This is a genomic window from Acidobacteriota bacterium, from assembly GCA_035471785.1.
GTDB lineage: Bacteria > Acidobacteriota > UBA6911 > RPQK01 > DATIPO01 > JANQFM01.
The window spans coordinates 44,135-68,375 of record DATIPQ010000098.1; the positions used below are offsets into that span (position 1 = coordinate 44,135).

At 61.5% G+C, this 24,241-nt stretch carries 25 protein-coding genes and 2 tRNA genes; 14 read left to right on the forward strand and 13 right to left on the reverse strand.

The window, feature by feature from the left end; translation table 11 throughout:
- The first annotated feature begins 75 nt into the window (after positions 1-75).
- Positions 76-852, forward strand: coding sequence for an alpha/beta fold hydrolase (locus tag VLU25_14050; GenBank protein HSR69055.1), 777 nt, complete (start codon positions 76-78; stop codon positions 850-852).
- On the opposite strand, the gene VLU25_14055 is transcribed toward VLU25_14050, so the two are convergent.
- Positions 849-1,703, reverse strand: a complete 855-nt coding sequence (locus VLU25_14055) for an alpha/beta hydrolase (protein ID HSR69056.1) — start codon at positions 1,701-1,703, stop codon at positions 849-851. The two genes, VLU25_14050 and VLU25_14055, sit on opposite strands and share 4 nt — an antisense overlap.
- 13 nt (positions 1,704-1,716) lie before the next feature.
- Positions 1,717-2,364: a lysophospholipid acyltransferase family protein gene (locus VLU25_14060; GenBank protein ID HSR69057.1), complete on the reverse strand. Its 648-nt coding sequence runs from the start codon at positions 2,362-2,364 to the stop codon at positions 1,717-1,719.
- A 56-nt stretch (positions 2,365-2,420) separates the two neighbouring features.
- On the opposite strand from VLU25_14060, the gene VLU25_14065 reads away from it, so the two are divergent.
- Together VLU25_14065 and VLU25_14070 are read left to right on the forward strand one after the other, a co-directional pair.
- The gene (locus VLU25_14065; GenBank protein ID HSR69058.1) at positions 2,421-3,383 is read left to right on the forward strand and encodes a ribonuclease HII; all 963 of its coding nucleotides are present in this window, start codon (positions 2,421-2,423) and stop codon (positions 3,381-3,383) included.
- A 4-nt stretch (positions 3,384-3,387) separates the two neighbouring features.
- Positions 3,388-4,038, forward strand: a complete 651-nt coding sequence (locus tag VLU25_14070) for a protein-L-isoaspartate(D-aspartate) O-methyltransferase (protein HSR69059.1) — start codon at positions 3,388-3,390, stop codon at positions 4,036-4,038.
- 12 nt (positions 4,039-4,050) lie between these two features.
- On the opposite strand, the gene VLU25_14075 is transcribed toward VLU25_14070, so the two are convergent.
- The 11 genes from VLU25_14075 to VLU25_14125 all read right to left on the reverse strand — a co-directional run bounded on the left by VLU25_14075 (position 4,051) and on the right by VLU25_14125 (position 16,446).
- On the reverse strand, positions 4,051-5,463 hold the full coding sequence (locus VLU25_14075; protein ID HSR69060.1) for a sodium:solute symporter family protein: 1,413 nt from the start codon (positions 5,461-5,463) through the stop codon (positions 4,051-4,053).
- On the reverse strand, positions 5,464-5,667 hold the full coding sequence (locus VLU25_14080) for a hypothetical protein (protein ID HSR69061.1): 204 nt from the start codon (positions 5,665-5,667) through the stop codon (positions 5,464-5,466).
- A gap of 48 nt (positions 5,668-5,715) precedes the next feature.
- Positions 5,716-6,186, reverse strand: a complete 471-nt coding sequence (locus VLU25_14085; protein HSR69062.1) for a hypothetical protein — start codon at positions 6,184-6,186, stop codon at positions 5,716-5,718.
- 209 nt (positions 6,187-6,395) lie between these two features.
- The gene (locus tag VLU25_14090) at positions 6,396-7,556 is read right to left on the reverse strand and encodes a glycosyltransferase (protein ID HSR69063.1); all 1,161 of its coding nucleotides are present in this window, start codon (positions 7,554-7,556) and stop codon (positions 6,396-6,398) included.
- A 63-nt stretch (positions 7,557-7,619) separates the two neighbouring features.
- Positions 7,620-8,054: a nuclear transport factor 2 family protein gene (locus VLU25_14095; protein HSR69064.1), complete on the reverse strand. Its 435-nt coding sequence runs from the start codon at positions 8,052-8,054 to the stop codon at positions 7,620-7,622.
- A gap of 126 nt (positions 8,055-8,180) precedes the next feature.
- Positions 8,181-8,272, reverse strand: a tRNA-Ser gene (locus VLU25_14100).
- A 128-nt stretch (positions 8,273-8,400) separates the two neighbouring features.
- Complete coding sequence (locus tag VLU25_14105; protein ID HSR69065.1) at positions 8,401-9,108, reverse strand: hypothetical protein; 708 nt, start codon at positions 9,106-9,108, stop codon at positions 8,401-8,403.
- A 122-nt stretch (positions 9,109-9,230) separates the two neighbouring features.
- Positions 9,231-10,433 (reverse strand): medium chain dehydrogenase/reductase family protein, encoded by a 1,203-nt coding sequence (locus VLU25_14110; protein HSR69066.1) that lies wholly within the window; start codon positions 10,431-10,433, stop codon positions 9,231-9,233.
- A gap of 2 nt (positions 10,434-10,435) precedes the next feature.
- A complete protein-coding gene (locus VLU25_14115; protein HSR69067.1) occupies positions 10,436-11,137 on the reverse strand; it encodes an HAD-IB family hydrolase in 702 nt (233 codons plus the stop codon).
- Positions 11,134-15,480: an AMP-binding protein gene (locus VLU25_14120; GenBank protein ID HSR69068.1), complete on the reverse strand. Its 4,347-nt coding sequence runs from the start codon at positions 15,478-15,480 to the stop codon at positions 11,134-11,136. Before VLU25_14120 ends, VLU25_14115 begins: the two co-directional genes overlap by 4 nt.
- A gap of 93 nt (positions 15,481-15,573) precedes the next feature.
- Complete coding sequence (locus VLU25_14125; GenBank protein HSR69069.1) at positions 15,574-16,446, reverse strand: diacylglycerol kinase family protein; 873 nt, start codon at positions 16,444-16,446, stop codon at positions 15,574-15,576.
- Between the two features lie 67 nt (positions 16,447-16,513).
- Between VLU25_14125 and cofD the strand changes: the two genes are divergently transcribed.
- From cofD to VLU25_14180, 11 genes are all read left to right on the forward strand, one after another.
- Positions 16,514-17,458 (forward strand): 2-phospho-L-lactate transferase, encoded by a 945-nt coding sequence (gene cofD / locus VLU25_14130; protein ID HSR69070.1) that lies wholly within the window; start codon positions 16,514-16,516, stop codon positions 17,456-17,458.
- Positions 17,455-18,111 carry a 2-phospho-L-lactate guanylyltransferase gene (gene cofC / locus VLU25_14135; GenBank protein HSR69071.1) on the forward strand — a complete coding sequence of 219 codons (657 nt, stop codon included), beginning with the start codon at positions 17,455-17,457 and terminating at the stop codon, positions 18,109-18,111. Before cofD ends, cofC begins: the two co-directional genes overlap by 4 nt.
- Entirely contained in the window at positions 18,108-18,866 is a 759-nt protein-coding gene (gene cofE / locus VLU25_14140) for a coenzyme F420-0:L-glutamate ligase (protein HSR69072.1), read from the forward strand. Before cofC ends, cofE begins: the two co-directional genes overlap by 4 nt.
- Before the next feature lie 46 nt (positions 18,867-18,912).
- Positions 18,913-19,011 (forward strand) — tRNA-Sec (locus VLU25_14145).
- Positions 19,012-19,168: 157 nt separating this feature from the next.
- Positions 19,169-19,894 carry a deoxyribose-phosphate aldolase gene (deoC, locus tag VLU25_14150; GenBank protein ID HSR69073.1) on the forward strand — a complete coding sequence of 242 codons (726 nt, stop codon included), beginning with the start codon at positions 19,169-19,171 and terminating at the stop codon, positions 19,892-19,894.
- Positions 19,895-20,206: 312 nt separating this feature from the next.
- Entirely contained in the window at positions 20,207-21,229 is a 1,023-nt protein-coding gene (locus VLU25_14155; protein HSR69074.1) for a nitrilase-related carbon-nitrogen hydrolase, read from the forward strand.
- Positions 21,230-21,292: 63 nt separating this feature from the next.
- A complete protein-coding gene (rpmH, locus tag VLU25_14160; protein HSR69075.1) occupies positions 21,293-21,430 on the forward strand; it encodes a 50S ribosomal protein L34 in 138 nt (45 codons plus the stop codon).
- Between the two features lie 29 nt (positions 21,431-21,459).
- Positions 21,460-21,792, forward strand: coding sequence for a ribonuclease P protein component (rnpA, locus tag VLU25_14165; protein ID HSR69076.1), 333 nt, complete (start codon positions 21,460-21,462; stop codon positions 21,790-21,792).
- Positions 21,789-21,998 (forward strand): membrane protein insertion efficiency factor YidD, encoded by a 210-nt coding sequence (gene yidD / locus VLU25_14170; GenBank protein HSR69077.1) that lies wholly within the window; start codon positions 21,789-21,791, stop codon positions 21,996-21,998. The genes rnpA and yidD overlap by 4 nt, the downstream gene beginning before the upstream one ends.
- A gap of 26 nt (positions 21,999-22,024) precedes the next feature.
- Positions 22,025-23,779: a membrane protein insertase YidC gene (gene yidC, locus VLU25_14175; GenBank protein HSR69078.1), complete on the forward strand. Its 1,755-nt coding sequence runs from the start codon at positions 22,025-22,027 to the stop codon at positions 23,777-23,779.
- A 4-nt stretch (positions 23,780-23,783) separates the two neighbouring features.
- Complete coding sequence (locus tag VLU25_14180) at positions 23,784-24,239, forward strand: R3H domain-containing nucleic acid-binding protein (GenBank protein ID HSR69079.1); 456 nt, start codon at positions 23,784-23,786, stop codon at positions 24,237-24,239.
- The last annotated feature ends 2 nt before the right edge of the window (positions 24,240-24,241 follow it).

Genomic DNA, 24,241 nt, shown 5'->3' on the forward strand with positions numbered 1-24,241 from the left:
GAAACCGCTGCGGACCGCGGGGCATCTTTGAGAAGGTGGCCAATTGACGGCACCTTCATTTGATAGGCGATCACCATGACGGATGCAAGTACCAGGCGTGTCGTTTTTGAAAGCAGCCAAGGCCTGAAGCTGTCGGGCATTCTGCATCGACCTTCTGAGAGCCGGGGCTGCGTCATCCTCTCGCATTGTTTCACCTGCAACAAGAACTACAAGATTCTGGTTCGCCTGAGCCGCGCCCTGGCCCAAGCCGGCATTGCCTCGCTGCGCTTCGACTTCGCCGGGTTGGGCGACAGCGAAGGCGAGTTCGAGGAGACCACCATCTCCTCCGACAGCCATGACCTGGAGCAGGCCGTCCGCTGGGCGGTGAAGGAAGGCATGGGGCCGGTGGTCCTGGCCGGCCACTCGATGGGCGGGACCATCAGCATCGTCACCGCCGGACGGCTTCCCGAAGTGGCCGGACTGGCCGTCATCGGGACGACCTCGGATCCGGGCAACATCTACCGCCTGCTGCCTGGCCTCGACCCCGCCCGCCGTCCGCCCGAGAACTCGGTGGACGTCACCATCGCGGGCCGATCCTACCCCATCAGCCAGGAATTCCTGCGCGACCTGGAGGGACTGTCGCTCACCGGGACTTTGGCCTCCTACCAGAAGCCTTTCCTGGTGATGCACGGGACCGAGGACAAGACAGTGGGCATCGAGCATGGAATCAAGCTCTTCCAGACCGCCAAGCAACCCAAGTCCTTCCTGGCCATCCCCGGAGCCGAGCACCTGCTGGGACGGCGGCGCGATACCGACTTGGCCGGCGCCGTACTGAGCGCCTGGGCCGACTCGTCCCTGCGTCGGGCCGTCTAATGAATGCTGGGCGGCTTGGCCTGCTCCACAAAGCGCCGGATGCGGCTCATGTAGGCGTCGCGGTCGACCAGATGCAGGTCGATGTGGTCAGCTCCCTCTACCCGGTAGAACTCCTTGGGTCCGGTCAGCTTCTGGTAAAGAAGATGGCCCTGATCGAGCGGGACGGTGCGGTCCCTGTCGCCGTGGATGACCAAGACCGGAAACGCGTGTTCGCGCAGGTACCTGGCGGTGGCCAGGCGGATGCGCGAAAAGAGGGAGAAGAAGCGGTACTGGGGGTAGTGGCGCAGCAAGGACGATTTGGACGGGAAGGGCGACTCCAGAATCAAGCCCTGAGGCGGCAGTTTGTGTGCGGCATAGGAGGCGAAAGCGCTCCCTAAGGAGCGTCCCCAGTAGACCAGAGGTGCTTTGGGCGCCTTGAGGTGGTCGCGAAAGTAGCGGACGGTGGTCTCGGCGTCGATGCACAGCCCTTCTTCAGAGGGGATGCCGCTGCTCCATCCGTAGCCCCGGTAGTCAACGGCCAGCACCTGGTATCCGGCCTTGTAGAAGTCCCGCAAGATCTCGTTGAGGATGCCCAGGTTAGCCCCGTTGCCGTGAAAGTAGACGATGGAGGCGATGGGGTCGGGAGGCAGCAGGTGCCAGGCGCTGAGACGGCAGCCGTCGGGCGTTTCGATGAAATGCTGCTGAAAGGGGATTCCCAGGTCGGAGGGCGTCTTGGCCACCTCTCCGCTGGGACGGAAGACGTACATCCTCTCGATGCGCGGCACGGCCCACCACAGCACGGCCCCTATCCCGGCCAAGAAAGAGAGGACGGCCACCACCAGCAACAGCAGAATCACCACGCCTGTCGACATAAGAGCAAAGATCTTAACACCCCAGGCGGTTCATTTCCCTCTGGTAGGTATCCATCCATTGCTGGTGCGAGTCCTGCTCGCGAAGGTAGAAAGGCGAACCGATTCTGACCAGGGCTTTGGAGAAGGGTTTCGGGATGCGCATCCGGTCCCAGGAACCCAGTTGCCAGTAGCGCTGGGGCTGGATGTGGAAGCAGACGATGGGACAGCCGCTTTTCCGGCTCAGGAGCAGCGGGCCGGGTTTGACCTTGTGGCGCGGTCCCCTGGGTCCGTCGATTGTGAAGGCCACGTCGCGTCCCTCTCGCAACCGCCGCTTGAGCTGCAGCAGAGCCCGCACGCCGCCTCGGGTGCTCGATCCGCGCGAGGTCGCGTAGCCGAAACTTTCGATGATGCGGGCGATGTACTCCCCGTCGAAATGCTCGCTGGTCATGACCACGATGCCGCGATTCCTCCAGAAGTAGGTGGCGACCGGGATCTGATCATGCCAGAAGGAAAGAATGGCGGGCTGATTCGCTTGCCTCAGACTCTGGTAGTTGTCCCAGCCTTCGACCTGGAAGCGCAGGGTGCGTCCGATGGCGCCGATGAGCAGACGTCCCAGGCGATAAGCCAACCAGATCTGGGCTCGTTGCTTGAAGGTAAACCGCGGTGGCGCGCCTTTTTTCACGGCGGGTCATTATAATGAACCGGCGCAGGAAGAGCAGTCGACCGAGGAGATCCGTCATGGCCACGGGCATCCCCTACTGGAGCGTCGCCGAGATTCGCCGCCGCTTCCTCGAGGAAAGGCAGCCTGTCAGCAACTACCGTCTGGGCCAGATGCGCCGCGATCGCCGTGAGGGCGTACGCCGCATTGCCGCCATGCTGTCCCGGCAAATGGAGCAGGAGCGGCGGGAAGCCCTTCGCATGCAGCGTATCCGCCGCTTGGAACGCGTGCTTTGGGGGCGGGGAGTGGAAGTGGTGGCAGGGGTGGACGAAGCGGGCGTGGGTCCGCTGGCGGGCCCGGTGGTGGCGGCCGCGGTGGCGCTGCCTCGCGGGACCGACATCGCCCGAATCGACGATTCCAAGAAACTGGACCCGCCCACCCGCCGGCAGTTGGAAAGGGAGATCTGCCGACAGGCGCTGTGCTACAGCTTGGCCTCGGCCGATGTGGAAGAGATCGACCGGCTCAACATTTATCACGCCGCCCTGTTGGCCATGCGGCGGGCGGTGGAGGGGTTGGGCGAGAAAGCCCAATTCGTGCTCACCGACGCCCGCACCATTCCCGGACTCGACCGGCCTCCGCAGCGAGCGGTGCCCAAGGGCGACCGCAACAGCATCAGCGTGGCCGCGGCCTCCATTCTGGCCAAGAACCATCGCGACCGGCTGATGGTGGAACTGGACCGGCGCTTTCCCCTCTACGGATTCGCCCAGCACAAGGGCTACGGCACTGATCTGCACTGCCGCTCCATTCAAAAGCATGGGCTGTGTGCCGCCCACCGGCGCTCCTTTCACGTGCTGGACGAAATCAGGGGCCGCTTCTGCAGTCTCTTCTACCGCCTGCGCGAAGAGATGAAGGAGGCCTCCTGTGCCTCCGGTCTCAAGGCGTTGGCCGATGAGATCGGGCGGCGGCGCGAGAACCTCAGCGACTCCGAATTGATCCGGCTGCGGGCGCTTTTGGCGCGGCGGCGGCGAGTTGTGAAAGACTAGAAAAATGAGCGAGTATGACGCCCAGCGCCGCCGCATGGTCGAGCGTCAACTGGTTCCGCGGGGAATCAGCGACCGGGCGGTATTGGAGGCCTTTTACGACGTTCCGCGCCATTGCTTCGTCCCCCCGCAGCACCGCCGCCGGGCCTACGCCGACGGACCGTTGCCCATCGGCGAAGGACAAACCATCAGCCAGCCCTACATGGTGGCCATCACGGTGCAGTACGCTGCCCTCGACGGCCACTCGAAAGTGCTCGAGATCGGGACTGGAAGCGGCTACCAAACCGCCATCCTGGCCGAGATCTGCAGCCGGGTCTACACCATCGAACGCTACCCCTCGCTGTTGGAGAGAACGCGCGATCTGCTGGAGGACATGGGCTACCGCAACATCTGCTTCAGGGCCGGGGACGGCACGCTGGGCTGGCCCGGGGAAGCCCCCTTCGACGCCATCCTCGTCAGCGCCGGCAGTCCCCGCAAGCCGCCGCGTCCGCTGCTGGAGCAACTGGAAGAGGACGGGGGCCGCCTGGTTATTCCCCTGCAAAACCGGGGAGCTCAGGTCCTCACCGTCATCACCCGTCACGGCAATCAGTACGAACACCACGAGAAAGACCCCTGCTCTTTCGTCCCGCTAGTGGGGCAGCATGGGTGGGACGAGTAATTAGCCGCACTCCTATTTTTTGGCGAAAAAGGGCTCGTATTTTTCTTTGCGGGGAGGGGGCGTCAGCATGGATACAAGCCACAGCATCAAGACTGAAATGGCTACGGCGGGAAGCACGGCTCCCATTGAAGACTGGAAGAGTTCCTTGAGCCAGTACTCCCATAGCAGGGTCACTCCGGTTCCGGCGAAGATGGAGGCCACGGCTCCTTGGGCGGTAGCCCGCTTCCAAAAGAACACGGCCAATAAGGCGGGCGTGATGCCGGCTCCGTAGATGGTGTAGGCGTGCAGGGCGACCTCGAGGAACTTGTCGTCCAATTGAGAAATGCCGAAGGCGGCCAGGCCCAACACCAGCGTAGTGATCCTCAGCATCAAGACTAGATGCTTGCCGCTGGCCTCGGGATAGATGAAGCGCTCGTAGACGTCGCGGATGAGGGCGGTCCCAGGCGCCAGCAAGTAAGAACCTGCTGTCGAGAGGACAATGGCCATGATGGTGGTCAACATTAGGGCTCCGACCGCCGTGGGAAGAAACTCTTTTGAAACCTCGGCGATGACATACCCGGGATTTTCCAAGCCCGGCTTGAGCGCGCTTCCAACCCAGCCGGTGAGGATGATGGTCACTTCCATGAAACCGATGCCGACGACGCACCACAGCACTGCCAGCTTGGCCACCCCCGCATCCCGCGCCGAAAGGAAGCGCTGGTACATGTTGGCATCTCCCAGAATCAGGAAAAACGAGGGCAGAAGCAGATTGAGAGCGCCGATCCACCCGATGGGGCCGAAGATCTCCAGGTGGCTGGGCTCCAGCGCCTGCCTGATCCCGTCCACGCCTCCGGCTCGGAAAAAGAGCATGGGCAGCGTGACCGTGATGCCCACGATCATGGTGATGCCCTGAATCAGACCGATGTTGGCAATGGACTTCATGCCGGCTATGGCGGTGAAGAGTATGATGAAGGCCGCCGCCACGGCTGATGCCACTTCGTCGCTGATAGGGTCCCACACGATGTGAAGCACCGCCCCCGCCGCCCGGTACTGGTAGGAAACGATGGTGATGTAGGCGATGGTCATGGTGATCACGCCCAAGACTCGGGCGGTGGCGTTGTAGCGCTGCTCGAGCAGGTCCTGGATGGTGATCTGCTCGGTCAGGCGCACCCGTCCGGCCAGGAAGTAGAGCACGATGACGCCGAAGACGCTGGAGAGCGGAATGATCAGGGTGGCGATGCCGACCTCGTAGGTGCGCTCAGCGTTGCCGAAGATGCTGCCGGTGCCGATCCAGGTGGCCAGCATGGTTCCGAAAAGGACCAGCGGCGAAAGGGTGCGGCCGGCTACTGAGAAGTCTTCCTGGCTGCGCAGTCCGCGGCCTTGCCAAACGGCTACGCCAACCAGGGCCAGCAGGTAAATGAGGATGACGGCGAAGTAGATGTTCATTTAGGGCGTCAACTTGTAAGTCTTGCGGTCCGCCCCGAAATTGCCCACCGAGGCTTGGGCGGCGGTAACCGTGATGGACAAAACCTCGTAGTCTTTCTCGACCTCAGGCACCTTGAAGCGCCCCTCGAATACGTTCTTGCGTCCGGCGTATGTCAACGGCATCTCCCGCACCAGCCGGTCTTGATGCTCGATGCGGGCGGCCACCTTGATCTTGTCGGCGTCCCAGAGCCCTCCGGGCTCGATGGGGCACCCTCAAAGCAAGTGGACATGGGCTCTCAGGTCGACCTCGGCTTGGGGCTGATAGACGTCGGCCGGAGTCGGGGTCATGATGCCCACGATGAACCCGTAAAGCTGCAGGACCAGCCCGTCGCCCTCCATGTGGCGTCCGGGAATCAGCCAAGTGGTGGCCGAAGCCCTCTGCATGGAGGCCGGGAAAGCCAGGGGCCCTTCGGCCGCGACTTCCACCAGGGTCGGGCGGTCGATCCGCAACTCCACGCAAAAAGAGGCCGTCCCCGGGGTATCGAAGCGCGCCCTGCCGCGTTGGGGCGGCTGCTTCATGATCGACTCGGTGTCGCCCGAGCCGCCCTCATGAATCCCGCGGGCCAAGACATCGCCGGTTTGGCAGTCGCGCACCGTTATCCGGCATCCGCCCACCAAGGAGCCGATGATCTTGGCGTCGCAGGAGACGACGTGCACTACCAAGCGGGTTCCTTGCGTCTTCACGAATCCCTCCCATGCTTGACACTTGAAAGTGCTGAAGAGATTAGCAGAATCCGCCAGGAGAGAAAACTCCCCTGCTCAACTCTGGTGCCGGCGCAATAGATTTTGCGCGCCGCGCATCGCGGTTACGCCCCTGCAACACTCCCAACAGCGCGGCGGCGGCCAACGCCGGAATTGAGGGTCAGACCCTGGCTCGGCGCCTGCCTTGAGGCTCACGACCACCTTCGTAAAAGGAGCACGATCGAGCGGGCCATCCTGGCAGTCACCGGGTTGCTGAGCATGCGACGGCGCAGGCGCATGGTCAAGCTGCTGTTCAGCTCCCTCACCTCGGCATCCAGATCTTCTGCATGCTTGCGGAGGAGAGGGATCAGCCACTCCAGATAGCGGGCCGCGGCCTGCATTTCGGCCTGGTGCTGCGGAGGCATGCGGGCGAATTCGTCGATGACGCTTTGGTAGATCCGCATCAGTTGACCAACTATCAGTTCAAGACCAGCCTCGCGGCGGACGCGCTCATGAACGGCTCGGGCATCGGCGGCGTCATAGCACTCGATTTCTCTCACCAGATTTTCTGCCGTCAAGTCGTGTTCCAAGGTGTAGAGGCCAAAATTCAGCCCCCTCAAGCGGTCTAGGTTATCGCCGCTCACCATCGGTCCCAACTTTCCCAGGTCCATGACGATGACGGCTGTGCCCACGGCCAGGGCCTCGAGGGCGGCCCGTCCTTTGGCGAATACCAGGTCGTAACGCCCCAGCTCCCTTTCGGGGTGAGGAGTGAACCTGCCTGAGATTTTGCCCAGCAGATCAAGTTCGAGACCCGCTCGTTCGCAAGCAGTTCGAACTGTTGCGACCTTGCCGCTATTCACGGTGCTGCTGAAGAGCAAGGCCTTGCGAGGACGCTGCGATAAAGGAGGGCGGGGCTGAAAGCGGTCGAGATCGACGAAATTGGGCAGCAGGGTCACCCGTCCCGCATCGATCCCCTCGGTCTCACGCAGGCGCCGTTCGTTATTCTCGTCCACGGCCAGGTAATGGAGAATGCGGGGGAAGGCAACGGGCGTCTCCTCCCAGGGAACGCTGCCGTGGCAGTAGAGGATGGCCGGCGTGGAGGGGAATCGCAGCAGGGCCTTCATGACCTCCATGTGGTGGTGTCCATGAATGATGTCGGGGGTGAAGGGAAGATCGTCGAGGCGGTCGACAACCGCGATCCCCTCCTCGCGCATCTCTTCGGCCACCGCCCCCAGGCGCGGACTGAACCCCGCCACACTCACCCCCCTGCGCACCAACGCCCCCGCCACGTCACGCACATAAAGCTCCGTCCCGGAGCGAAAATCGAGGGTGTTATTGGTGAACAGAACCTTGATTTGGAATTCCTCCCCCACGGCAAGAGGCCTTTCAAGGCCTCCGCGAAGGAGTATAACCTGCCCCTTTGTCAGAGGGGGCTGCTACTGGGTGAGGAAGGTCTTGTTGATGATCTTCCAGCGGTCGGCGATTTTCTGGCAGACCAGGAAGTCGATGTAGCTGCCCCCCGCGCGCGAGATCCGCACCTTGGCCACGGCCAGGCGTCCGCCCACGACGTCGAGCGACAAGATCGACCACTCGAGTCCGTACTCCGGCTGAGGCTTCCGCCTTTCAAGCACTTGGGCGAAGGTCATCGAGCTGAGAGTCTCCTGGCCGGAAGCGTCCGACACCCACATCACCCGCCCCTCCTCCAGCGCAAAGACTTTCTCCAGCCGCTTCACATCAGCTTCCCGCCAACCCGCCACGTAGTCCTCCAACAATTGCTCAAGCTGATCCTGGTCCGAGCCTTGCCCCAAGGCGCCCAAACCGAGCCCTATCACCAACAGAAACAAACTCCCGCCCGCAACACATCTCGCCATCTTAGGTCTTCCTCCGTAACTGCCCTTGGCTGGCATGACTTTAGCGCATGCCGCCAGATAATTTCAACAAATTTGAAAAATGTGCTGCCGGTACAGGTTCGAAGAAGATGGCTAGGGAAGAGTAAATGGCGGAGAGGGAGGGATTCGAACCCTCGGTGCCGATTTCTCAGCACAACTACTTAGCAGGCAGCCCCGTTCGTCCACTCCGGCACCTCTCCGCTCGTAGGTGGGCTCGCTAGCGGGGGCAGCGAGAATCCTGCATTTTAAGGGATTTCGCGGGTGGGGTCAACGAGGCCGGCCTCCCACTTGTCGCCTCGGCGCAGTGGGAGGCGGCCTTCCAGTGTCGCTAGCGGACAAGGACGTCGACGTCGCGTTCCAGGCGGAAGCTGAGGAGGCGTTCCTTGCGCAGGTCGATCGTCTCGCCTTTGGTGAGCAGGACGGTGGCTCCGCCCGCTCCGCCGCCGATGGCCGCGCCGATGGCGGCTCCCTTGCCGCCGCCCGCGATCGCACCGATGATGGCGCCGATTCCGGCCGCCACGCCAACCTTCTTGGCGTCCTTGCCGGCCGATCCTTCAGCCTGAAACTCGACGGTATCGGTGACCAGGGTCTGGGGATCGTCCTCGATGTAAAGCCGGGTCAGCTCAAGGACCATGCGGGCGCGTCCTTTGACCTTGCCGGAGCTCTCCACGTCGATGAGACGGCCCTCAAGGCGGCTGCCCTTGGCGGCCACCAATTGTCCCTGCTCGTCGAAAAGATCGCGGTCGAGGATGGCTTCGAAGGTGTCGCCCGTCCGGTTTTCTTCGCTGCTCAGGTTCTCAGCCAGACGGATGGGGACGGGAGTTCCCTCAGGGATGACATAGTTGCCCCGGCGAGGTCCTCTGACCACATCAGGGTCGCGATTGGGGTCGGTGCGACGGGGAGTGGAGGGGACGACTACCGGCCGATCCTGTTGCTGAGCCGCAAACTCGGGGGAGGCCGGATGTGCAACCAAGGCCACTCCGGTCATGCCGACCAGAAGAAAGATGATGGTGATGAGGGCAAGATGCTTTTTCATGTTGCTGCTCCGACTTCGTTTGGTGCTTCCCGCACCTACATGAGATGAATCTGGCGGGCTGGAGTTTCAAATAGGGAGGCGATTCCAGGAGCTAATTTGAAACGAACCCTCCGTCGCTCAAGCTATGGAGGGTGAACCCTGAAAGCGGTCTTGAGGACCTTGCTGCTGCCGGTGTTGAGGGCGCAGTGGATGGCCTTGCGGTAGTCTTCCAGGGCGTAGACGGCTCCCACAAATCCTTCCAGCTCCTGGCGCAGCTTGCCCACTTCGTCGATGGCCCGGGCGAAGAGAGGCAGATGGCAGGTATAGCTCGAAGTCACCGTCAGTTCCTTGAACCAGATGGCCGTCCAATCGACGTTCTTGGGGATGCCGGGCATGCCCACCAGCATCACGGCGCCTCCCGTGTCGGTCAGACGCAAGGCGTCATCGATAGTGCGCGAAGAGCCGATGCAATCGAAACACAGGTCGGCTCCGCCCAGGAAAACAGGGCCGCCCAGTTCGGGCTGGAAAGAACGGGCCTGATAAATCTCGGCGATTTCGGAATAGAATCCGGACCCGGTGCCGATGACGATGTCGGCCCCCAGCCGGCGGGCTAATTCCTGCTGGTGCGGATGCTTGGCAACGACAGTGACGTGTGATTTGCAGCCCAGCGAGCGGATGGCGGCAAGGGTCAGGGCGCCCATGGTCCCGCAACCGATGACCAGAATGCGCTTGTCGTCCTTGAGGGGGGCCCGGTTGGCGGCGTGGAGGGAGCAACTGAAAGGCTCGGCCAAAACGGCGATCTCGTCGGGAAGGTCGGCGGGGGCTGCATGAAGCTGCAGTTCATGGGCCACGAAGCTGTCGCTCCACCCTCCGCCGGTATCCTGACAGAAACCGGTTTGCAGACCGGCTCCGATCACCCCTTGGTCGATCTTGTGGCAGTAGATGTCGTTTCCGCCGAGGCAATAGCTGCAAGGCTGCTCGGGTTGGCGGACGCGACAGGTGAGCGGGGGCTGCAAAATGACGCGGTCTCCCGTCTTGAACCTGTCCACCTGGGCCCCGCATTCGATCACTTCGCCTACAACCTCGTGACCAAAGACGAAAGGCGAGGGCGTGAAAGGAGAGAAATAGGCGCTGCCTTCAGCCGTCAGCGAAGCCAGGTCCGACCCGCAGATCCCGCTCAGCGAGGGGCGGACGCGCGTCCAACGGGGGGAGGGCAGAGGCTGGGGCTCGATGTCGACGTACTGCAAAGCCGCCCATCCCGAGGTGTAGAGGGACGGGAACCTGCGCCCCAGGTAGCGGGCCGTGAGATAACGAGGCACGCTCTTGACATAGCGGATGGCACGCATATTCACCGCTCCCCGGACTGCCCGACCGTCTCCTTCCACCGCAGGACGTCCCACTGGCGCTTCTCGGCCACCGCCTTGAGCCGTTTCCCAGGATTGACGACGGCCGCGTGCCCGACCTGGCTCAGCATGGGGACATCGTCCATGCTGTCAGCATACGCATAGCAGTCCTCCAGCTTCAACGCATTGCGGCGGGCGAACTCGCGCAAGGCTTCAACCTTGGCGGCGTCGGTGATGGGGCCGAAGCTGAGTCGTCCGCTGTAGTGTCCGTTCCTTTCCTCTAGCTCGGCCGCGTAGGTCTCGTCGGCCTCCAGCCACTCGGCCAGAGGACGCAGCACCGCGGTCACGGAGCCGGTGACCAGTACCACGGCGTGTCCTTGCTGCTGGTGCCGTCGGATGCAGCGGCGGGCATCAGCATAGACGCTGGGACGCATGAATTCCTCGAAGTGCCATTGGGCCAGCTCTTCCAGTTCGGACACCGAAAAACGGGCATAGCTGCGGTAGAAGACCTCGTTGAAACGGCGGCGGCTCTTCAAGTCAAGCACAAAATAATAGGCCGCGGTGGGCAGGTAGGCCAACGCCCACAACCACTTCATCCAAGCCGGCATGGAAGCGGTACGCATGCGGGCGTAGTAGAGGACGATGTTGCCGCGGACCACGGTTCCATCGACATCGAAGAAAGCAGCGGCCGGTGAGCCTCGCTTCACGGGCCAGCCTCTTGGGCCAGGCGCTGGACCGCTTGGCGGACGTCGGAAGCGATGCGCCGGTAGGTATCGCTGGCACGGCCTCCGTTCTCACGGTAGGCGTTCATGGCGATGGGAGGCCCGAAATAGACCTCGACCTCGCCCGTGCGCGGGAGGAACGAGCCTTTGGGCATGGCCTGATAAGTACCCTTGATGTAGACGGGAATGATGGGGACGTCCAGCTCGAGTGCCATCAAACCCAGTCCCGGCTTGAAGCCCTGGATCTCGCCCGTTACGCTGCGCGTGCCCTCGGGAAAGATCAGGATCGGCTCGCCCGTTTCCAGGATCGACTTGACCAGCCTCAGTCCGGCCAGTGAGGTTTCTTCCCGCTCCAGGGGGATGACGTTGAGGAAGCTGCTGAAGAACCAACTCTTGAATCCGTTGTCGAAGAAGTAGTCGCGGGCGCCCACGCTGTGCAGCCGCTTGGCCTGGCGCGCGCCGCGAGCCTTCTTGAAGGCTGACAGTATGGCTCCGATGTCAAGGTGGCTGGAGTGGTTGGGAGCCACGATATAGGGCTTGTCCACGGGCAGATTTTCGGTGCCGTGCAGTGACAGGCGCAGGTAATAGCGGTAAATCAGGCTTAATCCCGACAGCGTCATTCCCAGACAGATGCGGTCGCGCAGAGGACGCTGGGAGAGCGGCAACGCCGAGCGGACGACGTTGGAGGGGCCCTTGCGCCCCTTGGGGCGGCGGGTTTCGACCTGCGACAGCACCTCTCCCACCGTCTGGATGGCGGAGGCCTGGTCGTCGGGAATGGTGATGCCGAAGTTGCTCTCCAGGAAGAGCAGCAATTCGATGGCCAGCAGCGAATCGAGCCCAAGGTCGGTGTAAAGATCGCTGGAGGGAGAAATCTCATGCTCCGGAAGGCCGGAGAGGCGGCTCAGTTCCTGGATGATGACCTCGCGGTCGCTGCCTTCAGCGCTTTTGCCCTCGCCGGACGGCCGTTCTGAAGCAGCCTGTCCATCCAGCTTGCGGTCCAGCCAGCAGCGGATGGCCTGGCGGTCGAGTTCCCCGTCCTCGTTGCGGGGCAGGTGGCCGCTGTAAAGATGCATCGCCTGCAGCCGATGATAGCTGGGCAGCTCGCGGGCCAGGCTGCTCACTTCAAGCTGGATTTCGCGCTTCAGTCCGGCGCGGTCGGTATCTTCGTTGAGGTCTTCGCTGGGAACCACCACGGCATGGACTTCCTCGGTGAGGCCCGTCTTGATACCCGCCACGCAGATGTCGCGTATGGAGGGAAGCGCGCGGTAAATGGCCTCGAGGTCGATCGGGTAGACGTTCTTGCCGGCCCCCGTCACGATGACGTCTTTGATGCGTCCCGTGATGTAGACGTAGCCGTCGTTGTCGACCCAGCCCAGGTCTCCGGTATGGAACCACTGGTCGTGAATCACTTCGCGGGTGGCGGCTTCGTTCTTGTAATAGCCCTCCATCAGGCTAGGCGTCTTGACGATGATCTCGCCGATCCCTTCCTCGTCGGGATGAAAAAGGCGCAATTCCACTCCGGGAAGGGGCTTGCCGGCCGACTCGCGGCGCGAGCGCTTGAGCGGACTGACGGTCAGCACCGGAGCCGTCTCCGTCAACCCGTAGCCCTCGTAGATAGGAAATCCCATGGCGTGGTAGTCGTCGTAGAGTTCGCCTCCCAAGGCCGATCCCCCGCTGACGACGATGCGGATGTTGCCGCCGAACTCCTGGTGGATGCGAGAGAACAAGGCCTTGCCGATGTTGCGTCCGAAGCGCTTTTTGACCGTGCGGCTCAGTTGCTTTGAGGTAGCCACCCAGCTCGACTTGACTTTCGACTTGCTGGTCTTGAGGATGCGCCGCTCGATGTCGTCGCGCAGCATGGCCAAAAAAGTGGGTACGCCAAGCAGGCAGGTGGTGCCGGTTTCGCGCATGGCCTCCAACAGGACGCGCGGCTTGAGCGAATGGGCATAGGAGATGGTGGCGCCGCCATAAATCGGCATGAGGAAGCCGCAGGAAAAGGCAAAGGCGTGGTAAAGGGGCAAAATGCACAGCAACTGGTCGGAATCGTAAATGGGCAGGAAGTGGTTGACGCCCAGCAGATTGTTGATGAAGTTGGAGTGGCTGTGCAGGGCTCCCCTGGGATTGACGATCGTTCCGCTGGTGAAGATGATGGAGGCGGGATCGTCGGGTGCGATCTCGACCTTCTCTTCCAATTCGGGGCCGCCTTCTTCCCAACAGGTGCTGAGAGGAAAGCCGTCGACGCTGAAGGGCCGGCAGTCGTCGTTGATGTTGAGCAGCTTGCGGGGCTGCTGGGACTGCTCGTTTTCGTCGAACCCCCCGCGTTGCAGACGGCTGAAGCAGGACTCGGAGGCCAGAATGCAACGGGCTTCGGTGAAACGGGCCACTGACCAGGCCTCTTCATGCCAGGTCTGGGCGTCGATAGGCACCACGACCAGCCCGATGGAAACAGCGCCCAGATAAGTCATTCCCCATTCCGGCAAGTTCTCTGAAAAGAGTACGGCGCGGTCTCCCTTTGTCAGGCCGTAGCGCTGCAGGCGGCGGGCGATCTCACGGGATTTCTCTTCGACCTGGCGGTAGCTGAAGCGTTCCCACTGCTCGCCCCTCTTGATTTGCAGCATGGGCCGGTCGGGATAGCGTTCCACGGCCCGCCGCAAGAGGAAGGGAATGGTCAGCTCCTTGAGGGGCTCCAGCTCCCTGGGGTCGGCCACTTCCAGCGAACCGCCGCCTTCCACCTTGAGGATGAATTTCTTGACCCCCGGGATGTGCACGTTCTGCACGTAGTAACGCCAGTTGAGACGCGTTACGTCGAAATTGAACTCGACCTTCTCGTCCTCGGGCAGCTTGTGGTAGAGGCGCAGGGTGCTGTCGACCTGGAAACGGCAATCCAGGTTGAGATAGGGCTCGTAGATCTCTCCGTAGTAGTAGAGCTTTTCGTTGGCGATGCGGGTGGCCGCGATGCGGCGTTTGTATTTCTTGGCCACCACGTCGAAGACCGGCAACAGGTCCAGCGTCTTCTCGGCCCGTCTCAGCGGGGCGTTGCGCAGCTTGTAGCGGAAGCGGAAACGCTCGGGAGTCTGGTACTTGAGGCGCTTGATGGCGATAGGGCGGCCATCCCGGTCGAGCATCGGATTGCTCTCGAAAAAGGCGTGTATGAGGTCGTAAAGAGTCCCCAGGCGGATAGGATTCTCGAAGCCCGTGGCAACGTGGTAGATGCCCACCTCGCGCGGCGCTCCCTGTAGCGTGGGAAGCACCGCCAGCAAGGCGTTGACCACCATGTCGGCTGGAATGATGTCGAGGACCGCATCGGGGTTGAGGGGCAGGGTTTTCAGGCGTCCCTTGCCGATGGCGGCGATAAGCGGATCGGCCATGCGCAGTCCGTCCAACCATCCGGGACTGGGTTCGGAAAGGCTGCTCTCGATCACCGAGGGTCGGACGATGGCGGTGGGCAAGTCTCCGCGCTCGCGCATCACCATCTGCTCGGCTAGAGCCTTGGTGTAGGTGTAGGTATCGTTCCAGCCACGCTGGCGGGCCCATTCCATACCGTCCTCGACCAGCTTGTCGCGCAGCCAGGAACGGCGCAGCCGTTCAACGATGTCGCGCCGCCGGCCCCTGGAAGATTTGCGGCCTTTCTTGCGGTTGCGCTCGACCAACTGCTTCATCAGTTCGCGGCCGACTTCCTTCGACTGGGCCTGCTCTTCGATGGCCGCCACCCGAGACCTGATCTTGCTGATTTCCAGATCGAGGTCCTTGAAACCCCGCTGAGGAAAGTCGTCCTCGCTCTCGAAGGCCGAATGGTGCAGCGTTTCGGGGATGCTGGCGTTGGTGTTGCCGCACACGTAGGCGGTGGAAACATGCAGCAGTACCGCCTGGCGGCAGGACTTGGCGAAATGTGTCAGCCTCACGGCGCCGAAGACATTCAAATCCAGGGCCTCGTTGAGCGGGGCATCGAAGGACACCACGGCCGCACTGTTGATGACGACGTCGACTTCGCCCCTGAGCCGCTCCAGCAAATCGGCTTCAATGCCCAGGTCGTCCTCGGAAATATCTCCGGCAACGGCCTCCAATTTGTCCTTGAGAAACTCTTCGATGCCATCCCCGTGGCGCGAGTAGAGGCGGTCGAAAGCGCTCGACTGAAAGAGTTCCTTCTGGATGCGCTGCTGGGCTGTGAGGGTTCCCCTTAACTGCTTCTTAGGACGGATCAAGAGGTAGATGCGGCGCACCTCGGGCGCCGACCAGAGAAGCTTTTCGACCAGCGCCTGACCCAAAAACCCGGTCGATCCGGTAATGAAAAGGGTCTTGCCGCTGAGATAGTCCGAGATGGTTCCCATAGTTGCCCGTCCCGCAGGACCAAAGGACAAAAATTGTAGCTCAAGAAATGGCCGCCGAGCAGCCGAGTCAAGGCGCCCGGCCCGAAACGGAACCTATTCTAGCGGAACTACCACCCTTAAGGCAGCCCTCATGGCTCGCGCTTCCAGCGGCGTTTCGCCGCAGATGTCGCCGTCGAACATCTTGCGCATGGGAGTTTCGGTTTCGATGCGCACGTGGGACGCGCGGTGGACGCTGAAAGCTGGATGAGTTACGTGGGTGCCTCGATAGATGCGAGGGAAATTGAGCATCAAGTCAAGCTTCCCCACGGGGGCGATCACTACCACGTCGAGTTTGCCGTCCTCAAGCGAGGCCTGGGGAGCCATGAATTGCCCGCCGCCGCAATAGGGCGTGTTCTGGAGCAGAATCGAGGTGCAGTTCAGCTCGCGTTCTTCATCGTCCAGCCACATGCGGACGGAGATAGGCTTCATGCGTCCCAGGGCCTTGTAGACAGCCGCGAAAAAAGCCAGCGAACCTTTGAGCCGCGTCATGCGGTTGGTTTCTTCAGCCACGTGAGCCGGATAGCCGATGGCCGTCATGAGGATGAAATGGCGGTCCCGCTCCCAACCGATGTCGATGGCCTTGGTCCCTCCCTTCTCCAGCACCTCCAGAGCGCCTCCGACATTGTTGAAGGGCAACCCCAGACTCCGGGCCAGGTCGTTGCCGGTGCCCACCGGAATGAGGCCCAACTCGCAGTCGCTGCCCAACAGGCCGTTGACAGCCTCGCCGATCGTGCCGTCTCCCCCCATCACCACTACTCGCCCTTCTCCCTCAGCCACCAACTGATGCGCCAATTGGGTGGCGTGGCCGGGCTTCTCGGTCGGCAGCAAGCGGTAGGACTGTCCACGGCCCTTGAGGAGTTTTTCCAAGCGCTGACGATGACGTTCGCTGCGGCCGCCGCCGGCAGTTGGATTATAGATGATCTTCATGGCTGCTTCCCCAGGCCGAGTGCGCTTTGCTGCAAAGCCCTGGTATCTTATCCGATCAATGGCGAAGATGGCCGTTTTAGCGGGTGGAATCGGCGGGTCCAAGCTGCTGACTGGACTTTACGCTCAGCTTGAGGGGCGCGATCTGACCGTTGTCGGCAATACTGGCGACGACTTGCGGATACACGGGCTGCGGGTCTGTCCCGACCTCGACACCATCACCTACACGCTCACCGGATTGGTAGAGCCTGAAAGAGGCTGGGGGCGGGCCGGGGAGACTTTTCACTGCCTGCAAGAATTGTCGCGGCTGGGCGCCGACACCTGGTTCCAGCTTGGGGACCGCGATCTGGCCCTGCATCTGCAGCGCACCCGCTGGCTGGCTGAGGGTCTGCCGCTAAGCCACGTGACTCAGCGCATCGCGCAGGCCCTCGGGCTTGGCTGCCGCCTCTTGCCCATGAGCGAAGACTATCGTCCCACCTGCCTGGAAACCTCTCAGGGACGTTTGCATGTACAGGAATACTTCGTGCGGGAAGGAACGCGTCCTCGGGTCAAGCGGCTGATTTTTCCCGAGTCGAGGCCTCCTGCCGAGGGAGTCTCGAACGCCCTGCGCCAGGCCGAAGCCATTGTCATCGCGCCCAGTAACCCCTTCCTCAGCATTCAGCCTATCCTGGCGCTGGACGGCGTCCGGCGCTGCTTGCAGGAGAGGCGGCAGCGGGTCATGGTGGTGACGCCCGTGGTGGGAGGGAAGAGCCTCAAAGGACCCACCGCCAAGATGCTGAGCGAGTTGGGGCACCAGGTCACGGCCGGCGGCGTGGCCCGAATCTACCAGCCCCTGGCCCGCCATTTCATCCTCGATCAGAGGGATGCGGGTCTTAGGCGGCAAATTGAAGCGATGGGCTACAAAGTCCACTTGGCTGATACGGTTATGAACACAAGAGGCGAAAAGATAGCTCTGGCCCGAAGGGTGTTGGACATCTTTCAAGATCATCTTTCCACTCAAAGAGAATCCTCATGACTGTGGTGCTGCTGCCGGTCAAGGGCCTGGACTGCTGCAAACAGCGGCTGGCACCGGTGTTGTCGGCGGTTCAGCGGCGGGAGCTGATGTGGACCCTCTACCGGCGCACAGCGGACGTTTTGCAGCGCGCATTGAAACACCCTGAGGGAGCGGTTGTCGAGGTGGCGGTGGTGACGCCCGACGTCCAGATCGCTTCCCATGCCTCGTCCCTGGGGTGGACGGTATTGCAGGAAGAGGGCACTCTTTGCGAGAGCCGCTCCGTCGACTGGGCTTGCGGGAAGCTTTTAGCTTCCGGCGCCGCCAGCGTCCTGCGTCTTCCTTGCGACCTGCCGCTGTTGCGGCCCGAGGACATCTCGGCTTTGTGCAAGGCCGAGGGCGAGGCGGACTGCCTGTTGGTCCCCTCCCGCTCAGGAAACGGAACCAATGCGCTGCTGCGCACGCCGCCCGATGCCTTCCCTTCCCGCTTCGGCCCCGACAGCCGCAAGCTGCACCAAGCCGAGGCGCGCCGTCGGGGAATTGACCTGCGCATCCTGGAGCTGCCCTCGGTGGCCCTTGATCTGGACACGCGGGACGACCTGAGGTACTTCCTGGGCGCCGCCCGACCGCCACATCGCGTCCTCGATCTGCTGTCTTGCTGGGAGTTGAAACCGTGAACGATCTGCAAATCCTGCCCATAAGGCTGGAAGAGGATATCCAACCTGGCGACGACCTGACAGAGTTGCTGGCTCAAGCCCTGTACAAAAGGGCGTTGTCGCTGCGCGACGAGGACGTGCTGGTGGTCTGTCACAAGATCATCTCCAAGGCCGAGGGGAAAATCGTGGCCTTGGAGGGCGTCCGCCCTTCGGCGCTGGCCAAGTCCTGGGCCGCCCGCTTCGACCGGGACGCGCGCCTGATCGAAGTGGTGCTCAGCCAAGCGCGGCGCATCGTGCGCATGGAAGAAGGCCTCGTTATCGCCGAGACGATCCATGGATTCGTGGCGGCCAACTGCGGGGTGGACACCTCTAACGCGCCTCCCGATTGTGCCGTGCTGTTGCCCTCGGCACCCGATGTTTCGGCCAAACGTTTGGCCGAAGGCTTGGGCCGGCGGTTTGGCTGCCGCCTTTCCTGCATCGTCTCCGACACCTTCGGGCGACCCTGGAGAATGGGCTTGCTGGAAGTGGCGATAGGTGTCTGGGGCTTCGCTCCCCTCATCGACTTGCGAGGAGAGCCTGACCGCGCGGGCAGGGAGATGCGGTCGAGCATTGTGGCGCTGGCTGATCAAGCGGCGGCGGCGGCGGGTCTGGTTATGAAGAAGGACGCAGGCATTCCCGCCGTGCTCATCCGCGGACTCGAACTGCCGGGCCCACGCAGAAACAACCGCAGTGGAAAAGATTTGCTGCGCCCAGCCGGACAAGACCTGTTCAGGTAGTTCCGTCCCGGCCCCGTGAGGCGGTGCTATAATTCCCAGCGTTTCAGGAGGTACGTCTCGTCTGGTGACGGGCCTGGTCTTCAAAACCAGTCGAGCCGCGTCGAGAGGCGTGGCTGGTGGGTTCGATTCCCATGTACCTCCGCCAGTCCATTTCTTCGAGGGGACGATACTTGCAAGCTCAACACCTCATCGATCAGATCACCGAAGAGATCTTCCGGCGGCTGGAAGGCCAGGGCTTCAACGCCGGAGGGATGGCTTGCCAGGCGGCCTGCATCGAGAAGGACGCAGACAAGGTCCGCTTTATGATCGAGTGCGGAGCTCAGAGGCTGGGCTTTCACGCCGATAAGCCATCAGCAGCCGGAGATCTGGCCAGGTATATCGACCACACCTTGCTCAAACCCACAGCCACACGCTCCCAAATCGAAAAGCTTTGCCAGGAAGCCCGCCAGTATCGATTCGCCTCTGTCTGCATCAACCCCTCTTACGTGGGCCTCGCCGCCGACCAATTGAAAGGGACGGCGGTGGCGGTCTGCACCGTCGTCGGGTTTCCTTTAGGCGCCAACGCTTACGACGTTAAAGCCTACGAGGCGCGCCGGGCCATCTGTGACGGGGCCGACGAAATCGACATGGTCATCAACATCGGTGCCCTCAAGGGCAACCAGGACGATGTCGTTCTTCGAGACATCGCGGCCGTCACCGAGGCCTGCCACGATTCGGGAGCCATCTGCAAGGTCATCATCGAGGCAGCCTATTTAAACGAAGACGAGAAGGTCCGGGCCTGCCAACTCTCTAAAAAAGCTCACGCCGACTTCGTGAAGACCTCGACGGGATTTGGCCCGGGAGGAGCGACCCTGGAAGACGTGGCCCTGATGCGGAGGACGGTCGGATCGGAGATTGGAGTCAAAGCCGCCGGTGGAATCGGCGATTCCGAGGCCACCCGAAAAATGCTGGAAGCCGGCGCCACCCGCATCGGCGCCAGTGCCGGAATCAAGATCGTACAGGGTGAGAAGGGAAGCGAAGTCTATTAGCCGGCTCCCTTTTTCGACAGGGTAACTAGCCGCCGATAAAGGACTTAATCGACTTATCCTCGATACGCACAGCACCTCTTTCCCACAGCCCGATGAAAGCGGAAGAGAGACTTTTTCTTCCACCGCTTGGAGTGCTTTTTCAAAAGGCGATGTGAACGGATTTCAAACGTAGGAAGCGAGAGCAGCGATGCGCTTGCGGCGATTTTCACAACATCCACAGGCCCTACTAGTAGGACTATTAATAAACACTCTCTTCTAGTTCACTAGAAGGGAATCTCGGGAACCACCGGGAGGGGAGAAAATACTGCGATTATGAGCGATCTCCAGTACAACGCGGCCGTCATACAGACCGATCAGGAGAATCCCCGCAACCGCCAGGAGATGAAGCGCAACACCCGGCGCATCCTGGAGCTGATCGATTGTGCGGTGGTCGGCTACAAACCCTTCCTGCCGGTTCGCTTGCTGGTTTTTCCCGAATTCGCCCACTCCGCCCCGGCCTACCAGACGCTCAAGGAACTGCGCGGCAAGCTGGGGGTCGAGATCCCCAACGAGCACACCGAGAAACTGTGTCGGAAAGCCAGGGAATACAACGTGTTCATCCAATCCGGGAGCATGCTCGAGGTGGACCCCAAGTATCCCAATGCGCTCTTCAATACGACCTGTCTGATCGGTCCCCAGGGGCTGCTCAGCAAGTACCGCAAGGTCTATCCCTGGATCCCTTGGGAGGTCCACACCAGTCCCCATGACATCGAAGGCTATGAAGAGGAGATGTTTCCGGTGGTCGACTGCGAGATCGGCCGCCTGGGCGCCGCGATTTGTTACGACTGGCTCTTCCCTGAAACGTTACGCCAATTGACGGCAAACGGGGCTGAGGTGCTGATCCGCGTGTCCGCTTACATGGATCCTTTCGGCGCCACGCAACCCAACGACTGGTGGACGGTGGTCAATCGCTGCAGGGCCCTGGAGAACATCGCCTACGTGGTGGCCGCCAACCAGGCCGCCAAGCTGGTTCACTACCCGCCTTTCTCGTGGCCGGGAGGCAGCATGATCGTTGATTACGACGGGCGCCTGGTGACGCAAGCCACGCCTGGCGACGGGGAAAAGATAACGGTTGGACCGGTGGATGTTTCATTGTTGCGAGCTGAGCGCCGCAAACGAAGCGCACATCAAATGTTGGCTCATCTGCGCTGCGAGGCTCACCCTCTCTACCGCAAGTCCGTTTACCAGGGAGGATTTAATGGCCGCGGCGACTTCACCTATCAGGAGAACGAGGAGAAAATAGCCCAGGCCAAGGAGAAATTGGGGTACCTTGAAAGGCGAAACGAGAAGGGATGACGAGTTGCTCCTGATTGCGAAAACTGTTAGGATCTAATCCTTTTTTGAGAAGAGAGGTAACAGATGAAAAGGACTTTTCAGCCTAATCGCCGCCGCCGCGCCAAGAAACATGGTTTTCGTGCCCGGATGCGCAGTGTCAGCGGTCGCCGGATCATTAATCGCCGCCGCGCCAAGGGCCGGAAGAAGGTCAGCGTGTCCTAGTGTCCGGAGACTTTCGCTTAAGGCGGGAAATGCGGTTGCGCAAGCGCCGTCAGTTCCTCTCCTTGTACAGCGAGGCGGACCGAGTCCACACCCCTTTCTTTGTCCTGTTTCTCCGCGCCAACAACCTCCCACACAGCCGTCTCGGCGTCACCGTCTCTAGAAAGATAGGGAAGCCGATTATTCGGAATCTCGTCAAGAGGAGGTTGCGCGAGATCTTCCGTCAAGAGCAGGCGAATATCGACCCGCCCTGCGACGTTGTAGTAAATGTCAAGAGGCCGGCTTCGCGGGCCGCCTACCAGGAGCTTCGGAAAAGCTTCGAGGGAGCGGTGAAACGCTGGAGGTTAGGAGCGAAGGAAAGGTGAAAAGTTTTGTGGTGGGCTTGCTCAAGGGATACAAGCGGTTCGTATCGCCGATACTCCCTAAGGCCTGCCGGTTCCATCCCACCTGCTCTGAATACATGCGCGAAGCTGTGGAAAAATATGGAGTGATCAAGGGCGTCGGCCTGGGCGTCCGTAGGATAATGCGTTGCCATCCTTGGAATGCGGGAGGGTTTGACCCGGTTCCTTGAAGAGGGAGAATGAGGCTCGACACCCTATGAACGAACTGCAGGATCCAAAAACCCAAGGATCGGAGTGGCGGGTCATCCTGGCCGTTGTCTTGTCCATGCTGGTTGTGCTGAGCTTCCAGTTCTTCATGCCGCGGCCGGCGAGCACTCCCGTTGAGTCGATTCCTCCGCCGGCCGTCCAAGGAGAAGACCCCGAAGCGTCCGCCGCAGGTACGCAGAACGCCACTGCTGAAACCGCGACTCCGCCGCCGTCCTCAAACGCCCGGCAGGGCGCCGAAGAATTGCCGCCGACGCAGGCATCCCCAACTGAGGTGGTGATGGAGAACGACGCCATGCGGTTGATATGGAGCAACCGCAGGGGCGGTCTGGTGTCGGCCGAATTACTCAACTACTTCAATGACAAAGGCCTGCCCGTGCAAGTACTTCCTCAGAACTTGCCCGAAGACGCTACGCGGCCCCTGGAAGTGAAGGTGGCCGGCGAGGTCTACGAGTCGATTCTGAGGGAAGCGGTCTACGAAGTGGAAGGGCCATCGGGCGGACGGGTTCCCGCGGGCGGAGAATTGAAGATGCGTTTCCGCCGCGGGCCTCTGCAGGTGGAAAGGCGCATCCGCATTCCCCGGGAGGGCTACACGCTGCAGGTGAGCACGGACGTGCGGGTGGACGGGGTGAGCACCGCCTACACCTTGACTATGGGCGCCGGAATCGGGCGACATGGTCCGGAGAGCGGTTGGCAAGGCGATTTCCGCTATCCCCGCGTGGTCTATCGCGGCGCCGGCGGACTCACCAGTTTCGGTTCAGGCGGTCTGGAAGGCGAAAGACATATCAGCGGCAGCCCGGTGGATTGGCTGGCTGTCGACAGCCTCTATTTCACCTACGTATTACTGAGCGGCGAACGCCTTTTTCCTCGCGCCGAGGTCTTCGAACGTAGCTACGCCTTTCCCAACGCTGAAGGCGAAGTCGAGGAGAAAGTCCTGCAACTGGCCGAGGTGCAGGTGCCGGCCGGGGCCCAGGTGGATCTGTTTATCGGTCCCAAATACCCTGAGCGGTTGCGCGCGGTTGAGCCAAGCCTGCCCCAGCTCATCGACTACGGGTACCTTGAGATTCTGGTCGTTCCCCTCAAGTGGGCGCTCAACAGGGCCAACGATTTCATCCACAACTACGGCTTCTCCATCATTTTCCTGACCTTCGCCATCAACCTGGTGCTGGCCCCTATCCGCATCAAACAAGTCCGCTCCATGAAGAAGATGGGCGAACTCCAACCGCAGATGAAGGCCATCCAGGAAAAGTACAAGAAGATGAAGCGCGATGACCCGCGGCGCTTAAAGATGAACGAAGAGGTGATGGCGCTCTACAAACAGCACGGCGTCAATCCCCTGGGCGGATGTCTCCCGCTGCTGCTGCAGATGCCGTTCCTCTTCGCCTTTTATCAGATGATCGCCTACTCGATCGAGTTGCGGGAAGCGCCGTTCATGCTGTGGATACAAGACTTGTCGCGCCCCGATCCCTATTACATCACCCCCCTGGTCATGGGCGCAACCATGGTAGGCCAGCAGGCCATGACGCCTTCCATGGGCGACGCGACTCAGCGCAAGATGATGATGTTCATGCCGGTGGTCTTCACGTTCTTCTTCCTGAACGTGTCGAGCGGTCTGGCGATTTACTTTCTTTTCAGCAATGTCTTCGGAATGGCCTTCCAAAAGGGATTCCAGGCCTTGATGCCGGAAGAGGAAAAGAAAGTGTCGAGCAAACCCAAGGGTCCATCCAAGAAAAGCAGGAGGAAGTGAATCGATGACGGAGCAAAGCGAGAAGCTGGCGGCCCAGGTGGAAAAATTCATGACCGAGCTGCTCGGGCATATGCAGTTGGATGTGAAGATGGAGTTGGAGGAGACGGACCAGACCATCGAAGTCCGGCTGAGCGGCGCGGACTCTGAAGTGATCCTCAGAAACGGCGCCCGCACCCTCGAGGCCTTCAACGACATCGTCAATCAGATCTTTTATCAACCTCGCGACGTGCGGGTCGAGATCGATTGTGAAGATTACCGGCTGGGGCGAGTCCTGGAGTTGGAGCTGTTGGCGCGAAGCGCGGCCGAGAAGACTCGTGTATCGGGCCAGTCCTTCCGCTTTCAGCCCATGCCGCCGGCTGAACGCCGCACCATTCATCTCACGCTGGCCAAGGAAGAGGGCGTGCGCACGGAAAGCTCGGGCCACGGCACCAACCGCCATGTCGTGGTCATGCCCGCCTAGCG

Excerpts from the sequence above, each read along its gene's own strand:
- VLU25_14050 (HSR69055.1), top strand. The coding sequence starts at position 76 with ATGACGGATGCAAGTACCAGGCGTGTCGTTTTTGAAAGCAGCCAAGGC.
- VLU25_14055 (HSR69056.1), bottom strand. The coding sequence starts at position 1,703 with ATGTCGACAGGCGTGGTGATTCTGCTGTTGCTGGTGGTGGCCGTCCTC.
- VLU25_14065 (HSR69058.1), top strand. The coding sequence starts at position 2,421 with ATGGCCACGGGCATCCCCTACTGGAGCGTCGCCGAGATTCGCCGCCGC.
- VLU25_14070 (HSR69059.1), top strand. The coding sequence starts at position 3,388 with ATGAGCGAGTATGACGCCCAGCGCCGCCGCATGGTCGAGCGTCAACTG.
- VLU25_14075 (HSR69060.1), bottom strand. The coding sequence starts at position 5,463 with ATGAACATCTACTTCGCCGTCATCCTCATTTACCTGCTGGCCCTGGTT.
- VLU25_14095 (HSR69064.1), bottom strand. The coding sequence starts at position 8,054 with ATGGCGAGATGTGTTGCGGGCGGGAGTTTGTTTCTGTTGGTGATAGGG.
- VLU25_14105 (HSR69065.1), bottom strand. The coding sequence starts at position 9,108 with ATGAAAAAGCATCTTGCCCTCATCACCATCATCTTTCTTCTGGTCGGC.
- VLU25_14110 (HSR69066.1), bottom strand. The coding sequence starts at position 10,433 with ATGCGTGCCATCCGCTATGTCAAGAGCGTGCCTCGTTATCTCACGGCC.
- VLU25_14120 (HSR69068.1), bottom strand. The coding sequence starts at position 15,480 with ATGGGAACCATCTCGGACTATCTCAGCGGCAAGACCCTTTTCATTACC.
- VLU25_14125 (HSR69069.1), bottom strand. The coding sequence starts at position 16,446 with ATGAAGATCATCTATAATCCAACTGCCGGCGGCGGCCGCAGCGAACGT.
- cofD (HSR69070.1), top strand. The coding sequence starts at position 16,514 with ATGGCCGTTTTAGCGGGTGGAATCGGCGGGTCCAAGCTGCTGACTGGA.
- cofC (HSR69071.1), top strand. The coding sequence starts at position 17,455 with ATGACTGTGGTGCTGCTGCCGGTCAAGGGCCTGGACTGCTGCAAACAG.
- deoC (HSR69073.1), top strand. The coding sequence starts at position 19,169 with ATGATCGAGTGCGGAGCTCAGAGGCTGGGCTTTCACGCCGATAAGCCA.
- VLU25_14155 (HSR69074.1), top strand. The coding sequence starts at position 20,207 with ATGAGCGATCTCCAGTACAACGCGGCCGTCATACAGACCGATCAGGAG.
- rpmH (HSR69075.1), top strand. The coding sequence starts at position 21,293 with ATGAAAAGGACTTTTCAGCCTAATCGCCGCCGCCGCGCCAAGAAACAT.
- rnpA (HSR69076.1), top strand. The coding sequence starts at position 21,460 with ATGCGGTTGCGCAAGCGCCGTCAGTTCCTCTCCTTGTACAGCGAGGCG.
- yidC (HSR69078.1), top strand. The coding sequence starts at position 22,025 with ATGAACGAACTGCAGGATCCAAAAACCCAAGGATCGGAGTGGCGGGTC.
- VLU25_14180 (HSR69079.1), top strand. The coding sequence starts at position 23,784 with ATGACGGAGCAAAGCGAGAAGCTGGCGGCCCAGGTGGAAAAATTCATG.